General features: G+C 33.5%; 10 protein-coding genes. All 10 read right to left on the reverse strand.

Going from position 1 to position 12905, the window contains the following annotated elements; genetic code table 11:
- Positions 1-25 precede the first annotated feature (25 nt).
- The 10 genes from ACFWUA_RS03825 to ablA all read right to left on the reverse strand — a co-directional run bounded on the left by ACFWUA_RS03825 (position 26) and on the right by ablA (position 12900).
- Positions 26-2374 (reverse strand): sulfatase-like hydrolase/transferase, encoded by a 2349-nt coding sequence (locus ACFWUA_RS03825; RefSeq protein ID WP_416198843.1) that lies wholly within the window; start codon positions 2372-2374, stop codon positions 26-28.
- Positions 2375-2532: 158 nt separating this feature from the next.
- On the reverse strand, positions 2533-3900 hold the full coding sequence (gene pepV, locus ACFWUA_RS03830) for a dipeptidase PepV (RefSeq protein ID WP_416198844.1): 1368 nt from the start codon (positions 3898-3900) through the stop codon (positions 2533-2535).
- Between the two features lie 32 nt (positions 3901-3932).
- Entirely contained in the window at positions 3933-4280 is a 348-nt protein-coding gene (locus ACFWUA_RS03835; protein ID WP_416198845.1) for a PqqD family protein, read from the reverse strand.
- A 54-nt stretch (positions 4281-4334) separates the two neighbouring features.
- On the reverse strand, positions 4335-5510 hold the full coding sequence (locus ACFWUA_RS03840; RefSeq protein ID WP_416199169.1) for an OPT family oligopeptide transporter: 1176 nt from the start codon (positions 5508-5510) through the stop codon (positions 4335-4337).
- A complete protein-coding gene (locus ACFWUA_RS03845; RefSeq protein ID WP_416198846.1) occupies positions 5429-6274 on the reverse strand; it encodes an OPT family oligopeptide transporter in 846 nt (281 codons plus the stop codon). The genes ACFWUA_RS03840 and ACFWUA_RS03845 overlap by 82 nt, the downstream gene beginning before the upstream one ends.
- A 352-nt stretch (positions 6275-6626) precedes the next feature.
- Positions 6627-7385 (reverse strand): OAM dimerization domain-containing protein, encoded by a 759-nt coding sequence (locus tag ACFWUA_RS03850; protein ID WP_416198847.1) that lies wholly within the window; start codon positions 7383-7385, stop codon positions 6627-6629.
- Positions 7385-8941: a lysine 5,6-aminomutase subunit alpha gene (locus tag ACFWUA_RS03855; protein WP_416198848.1), complete on the reverse strand. Its 1557-nt coding sequence runs from the start codon at positions 8939-8941 to the stop codon at positions 7385-7387. Before ACFWUA_RS03855 ends, ACFWUA_RS03850 begins: the two co-directional genes overlap by 1 nt.
- A 15-nt stretch (positions 8942-8956) precedes the next feature.
- Positions 8957-10588 (reverse strand): MutS-related protein, encoded by a 1632-nt coding sequence (locus ACFWUA_RS03860; protein WP_416198849.1) that lies wholly within the window; start codon positions 10586-10588, stop codon positions 8957-8959.
- 1 nt (position 10589) lies between these two features.
- Positions 10590-11624: a hypothetical protein gene (locus ACFWUA_RS03865; protein ID WP_416198850.1), complete on the reverse strand. Its 1035-nt coding sequence runs from the start codon at positions 11622-11624 to the stop codon at positions 10590-10592.
- A gap of 25 nt (positions 11625-11649) precedes the next feature.
- On the reverse strand, positions 11650-12900 hold the full coding sequence (gene ablA, locus ACFWUA_RS03870; RefSeq protein WP_416198851.1) for a lysine 2,3-aminomutase: 1251 nt from the start codon (positions 12898-12900) through the stop codon (positions 11650-11652).
- Between the last annotated feature and the right edge of the window lie 5 nt (positions 12901-12905).

A 12905-nucleotide genomic window follows, 5' to 3' on the forward strand; every position in this document is an offset into this window, starting at 1 on the left:
ATTAGTTGTGCTGCCAAGGGGACGTTTAGTATATATATGTGGTGAGGCCTTGTTTTTGGAGTTTCCTTAGAAATCCTCTGTTTGCTCTATATTCTGATATTGCTACTCCAAAGTGATCATATAATTTGACAAATTCTAATATTTCTTTGTCTGTATATTTGTCATCAGGTATTTTAAATATGATGTTTTTGAAACCTTTGGTATATACCAGATAGTATTCTTCCATATCTTTTACCTGTGGAATAAATCTTTCCTTTACTTCTTTTAAATTGTACTTAATATATTTCATGGCATTGGAAGTGTCCCCAACCATATCTGTGATTATATACGCATCAATGTGGTCTTTCATCCATTGTTCTAATTCTTCAATAGTCATCCCATTGTCACAGTTTACTATCAATTTTTCATCATCAGTCCATTCTAAATCTATTTCCATAAGCCTAATGCCTTTTTTATAATATTCATCCAATTTAGCCTTTGTATTGGCTGCAAATCCTATCCTATTTTTATTTCGAATTTCTAGTTTTTCTTCAGGTTTTTTAGCTATTATTTCATCAGACCCACTGATTATACTTCCAATTAGATTATTGTCCAATATATATTTTGACTTGTCTATTTCAGATATGGCTCTTTCATATCCTTCTCTGCATTCTTCTAAGGGTATAGACCTTCTAGTTTCCAAATCTATAGCCCTGCTATGGTCAAATATTCCATCTCTGGACATGACAAACATTTTTCCCTTATCTATAAAGGAGCCTTTTCTCATGTGAATTTGTTGAGCTACAATTTGATCTTCTGAATTCAACAAGTCCAGTCCAAACATGATTCCTTTTTCATTTTCAATTCCCATTATATTCAGTATTGTAGGGAGAAAATCCAATTGACTTCCAACTGTAGAAACAGTTTCGTTTATCTCTTCTCCAGGTACATGAACTATAAGAGGGATATTCATCATAGAGTCAAAATCATAGTCAATATCCAGATATTGTGACATTATTCTTATATTTTCATCTTCTAAACTTGATATGGCAAAATGGTCTCCATACAGAGCTATAACTGAATTGTCATACATTCCTTCTTTTTTAAGTTCATCAAAGAATTCACCAATAGCCTTATCTGCATAATGAACTGCTTGAAGATAATTTCCAAACAATGTATCTTTATGTTCTTCTTTTAGTTGAATTTCCTGATATTCTTGAGGAATATTGAATGGATTGTGACTTGAAAGAGTGATCATGAAAGCATAAAAAGGCTCTTTCATCTCTTTTATATAGTCTATAGACTGATGAAAAAAGTCTTCATCATTAAGCCCTAAAGCTACAATGTCCCCAAGTTTAAAATCTTCCTCACTTACATATCTTTCAAAACCTTGTTTGGGATGAGCTTTGTCTCTATTCCAAAATTCTTTTTTGTATCCATGAAATGACCAAGCAGTATAGCCTTGGTCTCTGAGTATCCAAGGCAGCCCATAAAACGTGTTGTCTTGGTATTGGATATAGCTTGGCTCATCCATAGAGGGATATAGGGAATTGTTGGTAACAAATTCTGCATCTGAAGTACTTCCTATTCCCACTAATTGATAGTATTTGTCAAAGTATATGCTCCCATTCTCTTTTATGAACTTATTTAAATTGGGAGTAATCTCTTGACCCTCATAGTATCTATTTATTGCAAAGTTTTGAAGGGCTTCTACTTGTATGACTATTAAGTTTTTACCTTTCCCTATCCCTGTGTATTTCCTATCTTCCAATATGGATTGTTCTTTTAGACATTGAAGATCTTCTTCTGTAAATATACTTTCCCCTACAGCCACATCACATTTCCCTTTAAAAAGCTTTGCAAGGTCTCTAGCGTGATATGTGAAAAATTCTTGTCCATTAATGATTGAACTATAACCACTTGTATTCATGACTATGGCAAGTATTGCAAGAGTTGAAACAATTGCATAGGGTATTCTTGTCTTTATATTTTTACTATAAATCTTGTTTTCTCTTTTTATCTTTTTTTTCTTTTTGCTTGAATAAAAACAAAGTACTGGAATATCCAAAATAAATAGGAGATTAAGTGGATTTATAATAGTTTTTACACTTTCACTTACTTGGGCTACTTGTCCCAACTGTTTCACCATATTTATTGAGGGAAGTCCATTGAAATATTGATAATATACTACATCTACAAACATGATTGCAGATATTATATTGTAGAAAGAAAAAGCAATACTCTGTTTCTTTTTGTTGCGGCTAAAATATATAATCGAAAAGAAAAATAGTATATATAAACTACTCACAATAAATACTAAAACTTTGTTGTACTCTATTTTAGTTAAAAATATAAAAAGCATCATCTTTAATAATAACAAAAAAGATAAAACCATTCTACTGCCCCCAAGTGTTAATTTCTTTACTATATTATATATTATTACTTTACAACAATACAAATTATGAATCAAGTTTGTTGAAACATTTGTTATGAAATTTTTTTATCCTAAAAAAGACTGAGTTCTATTTAAATAGAACTCAGTCAATTAATCTTCTATTTTGCCAATTCATATAGTGCTTTTTCATATATCTTTGTAAGAAACAACAATTTGTTTATAGATATAAATTCATTGGCCTGATGTGCTAGTTCTTCTTCATCTGGGAATACTGGACCAAATGCTACTGCGTTTTCCATAGCTCTTGCATAGGTACCTCCCCCTATAGTTATGGGTTTGCTGTCTTTATCTCCTGTTTCATCTCTATATACCTTCATCAATTTTTGAACTAAAAAATTATCTTCGGGTACATATAGTGGTTTCATCTCTCCCTCATCTTCAAGGAGTTCAATTCCTGTCCCCTCTAAGTTTTTTCTTATGCCATCATATACATCCTTGCTAGTAGACTTGATTGGATATCTGATATTTATAGATAATTTTATCTTTCCATCCTTCATTTCTATGACTCCAGGGTTAAAATCCAATTTCCCAGATACATCATCTTCAAGTCCACATCCTATAGCTTCGCCATGATGTTTAAATGCTATCCTCTCATTGTAAATATTGATGAAATCACATATATCACATTTGCAATCTACTATTTCTCCCAAAAACTGCATTATATATGATATGGCATTTTTCCCTTTCCAAGGAGTAGAACCATGAGCTGAAACCCCTTTTGCCTTTATCTTTATACTATCTCCATCTTTTTCAATAGCCATTTGATATCCAGTTTTATTTTTAAACTCATTAAATTTCTCTTCTAGGGCTGAGAAATCTTTAACTGTGATCACTGCTTCACAAAAATCTGGAACCATATTTACTGCATTCCCACCTTTTATGCTCTTTATAGCTATATCCCCACAACAAGAATCTTTTATTTCTTTTACAAGGTCAAATGCTATAATCCCCTTTTCTCCATGAATAACAGGAAAGTTTGCATCTGGTGTAAAAGCCATATTTGGTGCCTTTTCATGTGCAAAATAATATTTCATGCATCCCCATCCTGTTTCTTCATTGGTCCCAAATATAATCCTTATTTTTCTACTTAAAGGAATTTTTTTGTCCTTTATACTCTTCATAGCATATAGGGCTGCCATGGCAGGCCCCTTGTCATCTATAGCTCCTCTACCATATATTTTGTCATCATGGATTTCTGCATTATATGGAGGGTAGTCCCATCCATCACCTTCAGGAACTACATCAAGATGAACAAGTACTCCTACAGTTTCTTCCCCTTCACCAAATTCTGCATATCCTGCATATCCATCAATATTTTTAGTTCTAAACCCCATATCTTCTGCCAAATTAAGAGCATATTCCAAAGCCCTATATGGTCCTTCTCCAAAAGGCATTCCTTCTTTTGGCTCTCCTTCTACACTCTTTATTTTTATGATCTCTTGAGTTGAAGACACTATACCTTCCATGTTCTCGCCCCCTAATTTTATTTTATGTAAACTCAATCTTTAAAACTAATGAATTCGTTGTTGTTTAAAATATTTAAATATTCTATGAGTCTTTCATATAATGGCTCTGCCTTTTCTTTAAATTTCTCTTTGACTAAGTTTCCTATTTCGTATACATTTTTCTCTCCATCTATGTTCTTCCATATGAAGCTACCCAATTCATCTAAATCTATTTTAAATTTATCTGGTGCAAAGAAAAGTTTTATAGCTATTTTGTCAAAAAAAGAAGTTCTAGGAACTATCAATTGGATATTTTCTTCTTCTATAGTTTTCTCTTTAATCTTTTCAGATTTCACAGGTACAAATTCCAAATAATTTTTGCTTTTATCCTTTTTAGCCATTTTATCCCTCCATCTGAGAAGTTAGAATTATCTTGGGATAAACCCAAGATAATTCTAATTTTCTTCTGCCTTTTTCCATATAGAATACTTCAAAAGCGTCATAGTTAAAATTATGAAAAATACTACTGCTCCATATTTCCCCAGTACTTCATTTCCAAAGGCAACTTTATCCAATACACTTCCTTCTCCTATTTGTATAACAGCAAGTATTGCAAGTACAATTCCTATGATCCCTTCACCAGCTATAAGCCCAGAAGAATACAATACTCCACTATTGATCTTTTCATCAGCAGCTTTTTCACTAAGTTTATTTTTAGCCTTTTTGCTATCCAATATGCCTCTTATAATTCCACCAATCATTATAGGTGTACTCAAATGAATTGGAAGATATAGTCCTACTGCAAAAGGAAGTATTTGAATTCCAAGTAGTTCTACAACTATACCTATCCCTATTCCTGTAAATATCAACGCCCAAGGAAGATTTCCATTCATGACTCCTTCAATTACAAGTTTCATCATACTAGCCTGTGGTGCTGGAAGTTCTGAAGAACCAAATCCCCATGCCTTGTTTAAAAGCACCAATATATATCCTATGACCAAAGCAGAAGCAACAACACCTACAAGCTCTCCAATTTGCTGCTTTTTAGGAGTTGCTCCAACTAAGAAACCTGTCTTTAAGTCTTGAGACATATCTCCAGCTATAGCTGTGATAATACATATTACAGTTCCAACTAAAAGTGCTCCAATCATTCCTTCTTCTCCATCAAAACCTATGGCTTTAAATATGATACTTGCAACTAAAAGTGTTGCAATGGTCATACCCGATACAGGATTGTTGCTACTTCCAACCAATCCTACAAGCCTTGCTGAAACTGTTGCAAACAAAAATCCAAATATTGCAATGAGTATAGCACCAGCTATTCCAACTGGTATTATAGGAGTTGCTGCAATGAATATTATCAATAAAATGACACATATAATTGCAACTTTCATGGACATATCAGTATCGGTTCGCAAATTTGAATCTCCACCAGCTCCTGAAGCTTTAAGACCACTCATAGCTTCTTTAAAAGTTTTAACAATAAGTGGCATAGATTTAATGAGGCTTAAAATTCCTCCAAAAGCTACTGCCCCAGCTCCAATATACCTTAAATAATTGCTCCATATTCCCCAATAGTCAAGTTCTTGACAAGTGCTACAGATGCAGGATAGATAGCTTGTGGAATATATTGACCTAGATGTGCAATAAGCGGTATGATGACAAGCCAGCCAAGAATTGCTCCAGAAAGCATATATGCTGAAATTTGAGGTCCAACGATGAATCCAACTCCAAGTAGTGCTGGAAGTACATCCATTCCTATAGCTGCCCCCCGGTAACCTTTTATTCCCCATTCAATTTCGCTTGGGAACAATTTGAAACCATCAGCTATAAATTTGTAAATCGCACCTATTCCAAGTCCTGAAAATACTGTTTTTGCCTTTACTCCACCAGTTTCTCCAGCCTTTAATACTTCAGCACAAGCTGTTCCTTCTGGATATGGCAATATACCATGTTCATTGACCACAAGAGCTTTTCTCAAAGGAATCATGAAGAATACTCCCAGTAGTCCTCCTACAAGAGATGCCGTTATGATTTCAATCATATTTGGTGCTGCCATTCCAAGCTCTTGTGACCAGATAAAAAGTGCAGGCAATGTAAATATGGCTCCTGCTGCAAGAGATTCTCCAGCTGAGCCTATGGTCTGAACCATATTGTTCTCCAAAATAGAGTCTCTCTTCATGATTCCACGGATGATTCCCATAGAAATAACTGCTGCTGGTATGGAAGCACTAATAGTCATGCCTACCCTAAGTCCTATGTAGGCATTTGCAGCTCCAAAAACTATTGACATAATGATTCCTATGACAATTGATGTAGTAGTAAATTCAGGCATTATTTTGTCTGCTGGTATATACGGAGTAAATTCATTTGTTTTCTTGACCTGTTCAGTCACATTAAAACCCCCTTTTATTTATTTTTTAAACCTTTATCTTTCTAGGACAAAGGTCTAAATTCCCTCCCAATATATATCTATGCAAAACACTGTGTGAAATATTAGAGTCGTTTAAATATTCTGTTTATTTATTTTAGATTATATAACATATTTGTATTTTTAGCAATATTTAAAAAATTAGTTCTTATTGTGACTATATACTATAAAATATACTTTTATGTTGTAAAATGTCAAATCGTTGACCAATAGGTATTTTTAAGTCAAAAAAAATACAATGGCCAATTTAGCCATTGTATTTTTTTATATATGTTTTGTTAAGTTTTTTGCGACAAAAAGAACCGTCCCTACTGTCTCAAACTAAGTTTCTTTTGACCATTTCTGTGACTATGAAACTAGCTACATCTTCTGCATAGCTTCCTGGTCCAAATCCAGCATCATAGCCTAATTCTTTTGCCAATTCATGAGAAATTCTTGGTCCACCACATACCAATATTACTTTATCTCTCAATCCCTCTGCTTCAAGTAGTTCAACAAGTTGAGTTAAATTGGGAATGTGTACATTCTTTTGTGTTACAACTTGAGAAACAAGTATTGCATCGGCATTTACTTCTATAGCTTTTGCAACAAGATCTTCGTTTAAAACTTGACTACCCATATTTATAGCTTCAATACCTTCGTATCTTTCTAGCCCAAAGTGATGATTGTATCCTTTCATATTCATTATAGCATCTATTCCTACAGTATGAGCATCTGTACCAGTACAAGCTCCTACTATAGTTACTGTTCTCTTTATATTTTCTCTTATATATTCTTCTACTTCTTCTTTAGTCATAGTTTCAACATCAACTTTTGGCACTTCTATTTTTGAATAGTCAACAGTGTGAGTACATTTCCCATATACTATAAAATAAGTATATCCTATTCCTAAATCCGCATGGTGAACTACTGATGGCTCTTCTAATCCCATTTTCTTTACAATTTGTCTTGCTGCTTCTATTGCTTCATCTCCATCAGGTACTGGCAATGTAAAGCTCAATTGAACCATACCATCATTCATGGTATCTCCATAAGGTTTAACTTTTGTCAAATCTACTTTTGCTACTTCTACCATTATCTGTCACCTCCAAGCATCAATTCGATGAATGGGTTGAAATATCCTGCATCTTTCTTTGCTACACCATCGAGACCCTTTCCACCATCTCTTGCTCTTTTTACTCCACCAAATTTACCTTGTTCAATTGTAGCGAATAATCCTTCTCTTTCAATTTGTTTTAGAAGAGCTTCTGCATTGTTTAGTACTTCTTTGGCTCTATTTTGAATGATTCCATCTTCTTTAAATATGATTTCATCTCCTAAGTTCCTAGCATTGTTAAATATATATTCTGCATTTTCTATAGCCAAAAATCTATCATGGATATGTGGAGTATGAATAGCTTCTGTAAGCATTCCAAGAAGTTGAATCCCTTGATGAGTCATGATGGATACCATATTAAACATGGCATCTTGAACATGACCTTTGAATATATTCCCAGTCATATATTTGGTTGGAGGCATATATTTAAGTGGTGCATTTGGAAATATTTCTCTTGCCATTTGGGCTTGAGCTAATTCATATAAAAATCCATTTTCAAGATTTGGATCCATTTCAAAAGCATGGCCAAGTCCCATTTGCTCTTCTGGAAGACCTGCTTTTAATGCAAACTGTTCATTTATAAATTGAGATGCAAGTACCGTATGAGCTGCTTCTACTGCATCATCTGTTGTAAGATAGTTGTCTTCACCAGTATTTATGATGATTCCAGCATAGCCATTTATTACTCTCGAGAAATACTGATCTACTAATGTCCTCTGCATATTTATATCTCTAAATAATATTCCATATAGAGCGTCATTTAGCATGACATCTAATCTTTCATATGCTCCCATAGCTGCAATTTCTGGCATACAAAGTCCTGAACAGTAGTTGCAAAGTCTTATATATCTGCCTACTTCTTCTCCTACTTCATCTAATGCTTTTCTCATAAGTCTAAAGTTTTCTTGAGTTGCATATGTTCCACCAAAACCTTCTGTTGTAGCTCCATATGGAACATAGTCAAGTAAGCTTTGTCCTGTAGTTCTTATAACTGCTATGATATCTGCACCTTGTTTTGCAGCAGCTTGAGCTTGAATGATGTCTTCATATATATTTCCTGTAGCAACTATTACATAGATATAAGGTTGTTTGCCTTCTCCAAGAGTTCTTATATATTCATCTCTTTTTTCTCTATTTGCTTTTATCTTAAGTACAGTTTTTTCTGCTATTGGATATATAGTATCTCTTATTTTTTCTTCACTTGCAACTGGAAGTCTAGTTATATCCAATTCTCCACGAGAAATTTTTTCTGCTATAGCTTGAGGATCATCTCCAGTTTGAATCATAGCATTTCCAATCCAGAAAGCTGCCCCTCGTTCTAATCCGCCACCTTCTTTAATATTGTCTACTATTACATTTGGAAGAGGTCTATCTATTTCATCTACTCCATCTATTCCTAGTAGTCTTGCAACTGTTCTTTCTGTAGATGTAGTAGTATGAAGGTCGATAAACTTTTGGACATCGTCTGCAATATTTTTAGCCGCATTTCTAGCACTATCTACGATTTTTTGATCAAGATTTAATTTGCTTTCCAATCGCCTCAGCCTCCTTTATTTTTCTTCTAATATCTTTTCCGCATCTTTTATGATACACTCATCTAACCCCATGAGTCTAGCAATATTCAATGCATCTCTTGGCACTTCATTTTTGTGCTTTACTTTTTTCAATCTGTAGTCCATATATTTATTGATTATATCCATTTTGTCCTCATTCTTATCTATTAATTCACTATTTAATTTGTCAAAATCAATTTTAGAAAGTCCTACTACCTGAAGATGTTCTACCCCATCCATATCTGCAATATTGTCATAATGAGTAGTGATAAGAGTGATTGAAGCTTTGTCTTTTAAAAATTTGACCACAGCTTTAGAAATAGCATATCCTTCTTCAGGATTAGTTCCACGAGCAAGTTCATCTATGAGTATAAGTCCTCTTTTATGAGATTTTTCTACTGCATCTTGTACAAGTTTTATTTCTCCTCCAAAGGTACTTAATCCGCTATCTGTTGATTGCATATCTCCTATAGATGCACGAATGAAAAAATTTAACCCCAATTCCATCTTTTTAGCTGGAACAAAAAGTCCATATTGAGCCATAGCACACAATAGTCCAGATAATTTCAAGCTAACTGTCTTTCCTCCCATATTAGCTCCTGTAATGCAAGTAACTCCCTCTCTTAATTTTATTGATATAGGAGTAAATTTCAAGTTTTTCTTTAACAAAAACTCTTCTACTTTGGGATGTCTTCCTTCTTCTATATACAAATAGTGCTCTTTAGATATTTTAGGTTTAGTTCCATGAATTTCAATAGCAAATTGTGCTTTTCCCAAAATGAGATCTAGCTTTCCTATACTTGCCATATTCCTAAACAGTTTTTTTCTATTGCTTGCTATTTCTTCACTGATTTTTTCTCTAACAATATATTCTTCTTTTTCTTCTCTCTCTTTTAAAATGGAAACTTTTCGTTCTAACTCATTTATTTCTTCTGTGGGTTTTAAGGCAAATTTTATATTCATATAACTTTCTGAAACATAAATAAGATGTGAACAATTTTCTATAGCTTTTATATTTTCAATATCATCTTTAGATACAACCAAAGTTCCATCTGGTCTAATATCCAATTTGAGCTCTTTTTTTACTTTTTCCTTTAATTCCTTCTTTGTACTTTTTATCTTTTTTTCTATCTCTTTCTTTTTTTCTCTTATGCTTTTTAAGTTTTCTGAATAAGAATCATATATATAAAAAGTTGCAATTCCTGTATCTTCTGGATCCAGCAATTTTTCAAGCTTTGGAATGCTTTTTATATCAATATCTTTCCATGTATCCATCTCATATTTATTGAGAAGAGCTTCCAATTCTCTTATGAGAAAAAGAAAGGATTTTATCTCAAACAATTCTACTTCTGTCAAAACGCAGCCTTCCATTGTCCGCTTGACAGAAGTTCGTAAATCTTTTACATGGGCAAATATATCTTCTATCTCTCTTTTGAAATGATCATCTTCAACATATTTAATGATACACTCTGTTTTTTTTAATTCCTCTTCTAATTCTAATTCTTCTCCAGGCAAAAACGGTCTCATTTCTTCTTTGTAAACTTTGCCATAAGGGGTACGAGTTTTTAACTTTGACAGCACATAATCAAAATCTATACTTTTTCTTGTTAGTTCATCTAGAAAATCCATATTATTCACCACCAAGAACTACATCCAACACAGGTACATCAGTGATATAGTTTTTCATTTTATTCAAAAATTCTCTAGAATCAAAATAATATCCTTGTGGAGCATAAGGGTTTGTTGTAATAGCAATGAGATTTATTCTATTCAAAACTTTTACTTTTATTCCATATTTCATAAATCTCATCCAATCTTTTGGTTCTATAAATATCTTAGTTCCATCTTTCACTACCAAAGTCACATCTTTGTACTTCTTTGTAGTTTGATAAAAATCTTTAACTGTATTTTTCACAAGAGAACCAGGAAGGACTACATATTTAGAATCCTCCCTTATATGGTCTCCTATGATATTTCCACAATTAAGGGCTGTTTTTATATTTAGCTCTTCTACATTATAGTCCTCATCTATTATAGACACTTTTCCCGACTCCATTATTTCCTCTATAATAGCTCTGGCCCGTTCATCTTCAACTTCATCCAATTTAAATAGATTGACTACATGTAATGTTTCCTCTATGACTTTGTTCATATCTCTACTCAAGGTGGCACCTGTAGACAATATAGTACCTTCTGAAACAGAGGGGGCTGCTGAGGACATTCTATCTAAGGCTCCATCTATTATGACAAATTCCGCACCAAGATTTAACATCATATTAGAAACTTTTTTAGCTTCACTTACTGTCTGTGGACCTGCAACTTGTACATAACCGCTATCTACTATCCGACCAATCACAATAGCACCTAGGGGAGTTCTGTAATCTGTGACATTTACAATCTCTATTTTTGCATCTCCTAGAGGAAGGAGATCTGTTGTAGTAGCTACAAGAGAGCCTTCCTCTAAAAATATTTTGGGTTTTTCTGTTTCGGTGACTAAATCCAAACTTTCACCATCTCGACCAATAGAGGTGATACCAATAGTCACTCCTTCATCTATAGATTCTTCTATAAGACAATTCAAAGTGACGGTCTTTCCTGTATTTTTCGCCATACCTACTATGGATATTGTTTTATATTTGCCTTTTACAAGTTCTAGTAGTGACAATTAGAACACCCCTTTAGTTTTATAATTATTTGTCTTGATTTCTCTTTGCTGCTCTATCTCTTCTTTCCATTTTAGTAGGCTCAAGAGCTTTTACTTCTCCGCCTTTTAGAAGTCCTGCAACTCCATGTAAATTGTATTTATTCTCATCTGTTGGTTCTTCAATATATTGAGGCTCAGTATAAGTTGTGATGACTCCTTCATAGTTTCTTAAAACTACTTTTGTAGGAGACATACTGATCAAATATTGTGGCATAACAGGAGTCTTTCCGCCTCCTCCAGGAGCATCAATGACATATGTTGGTACACAATATCCTGAAGTATGACCTCTTAAAGATTCCATTATTTCTAATCCTTTAGATACTTTAGTCCTAAAATGTTCAATACCCATGGACAAATCACATTGATATATATAATATGGTCTAACTCTCATCTTTACAAGACCATGAACTAAATCCATCATAGTATCTGGATTGTCATTTATTCCTCTTAAAAGGACTGATTGATTGCCCAATGGTATACCTGCATCTGCTAACTTTCTACAAGCTTCTGCTGATTCCTTAGTGAACTCTTTTGGATGATTGAAGTGAGTATTTAACCATATTGGATGATATTTCTTAAGCATATTCACTAAATCATCAGTTATCCTTTGAGGCATAACTACTGGTGTACGAGAACCTAATCTTATGATTTCTACATGAGGTATTTCTCTCAATTTTTTGATTATATATTCAAGTTTGTCATCTGATACCAATAGACAATCTCCACCTGACAACAATACGTCTCTAACTTGAGGAGTATTCCTAATGTATTCTATACATTTATCTATTCTATCCATTGGAACTCCTGAATCATTTTGCCCTGCAAATCTTCTTCTTGTACAATGTCTACAATACATAGAACATTGATCTGTAATCAAGAAAAGTACTCTATCTGGATATCTGTGAGTAAGACCTGGTACCGGTGAATCTGTATCTTCATGTAGTGGATCTTCCATATCTGCTGCACTTTTATGAGTTTCATATATAGTTGGAACAGCTTGCATTCTAACAGGATCTTTTGGATCATTTGGATCCATAAGAGTAGCATAATATGGCGTAATTCCCATTCTAAACTTCTTCAAAACTTCATTTATCTCTTCTGCTTCTTTTTCTGTAAGATTAATTACTTTTCCCAATGTCTCTACATCTGTAATTCTATTTCTAACTTGCCATTGCCAATCGTTCCACTCATCCTCTGTGACATTTTTCCAAAGTTCAATGTCTTTATATGATCTCATTTAAG

The sequence above is a fragment of the Sporanaerobacter sp. genome (assembly GCF_047830725.1).
GTDB lineage: Bacteria > Bacillota > Clostridia > Tissierellales > Sporanaerobacteraceae > Sporanaerobacter.

What these genes read in the sequence shown, in the direction of transcription:
- ACFWUA_RS03825 (WP_416198843.1), bottom strand. Translation starts at nt 2,374, where the DNA reads ATGGTTTTATCTTTTTTGTTATTATTAAAGATGATGCTTTTTATATTT.
- ACFWUA_RS03860 (WP_416198849.1), bottom strand. Translation starts at nt 10,588, where the DNA reads ATGGATTTTCTAGATGAACTAACAAGAAAAAGTATAGATTTTGATTAT.
- pepV (WP_416198844.1), bottom strand. Translation starts at nt 3,900, where the DNA reads ATGGAAGGTATAGTGTCTTCAACTCAAGAGATCATAAAAATAAAGAGT.
- ACFWUA_RS03835 (WP_416198845.1), bottom strand. Translation starts at nt 4,280, where the DNA reads ATGGCTAAAAAGGATAAAAGCAAAAATTATTTGGAATTTGTACCTGTG.
- ACFWUA_RS03850 (WP_416198847.1), bottom strand. Translation starts at nt 7,385, where the DNA reads ATGGTAGAAGTAGCAAAAGTAGATTTGACAAAAGTTAAACCTTATGGA.
- ablA (WP_416198851.1), bottom strand. Translation starts at nt 12,900, where the DNA reads ATGAGATCATATAAAGACATTGAACTTTGGAAAAATGTCACAGAGGAT.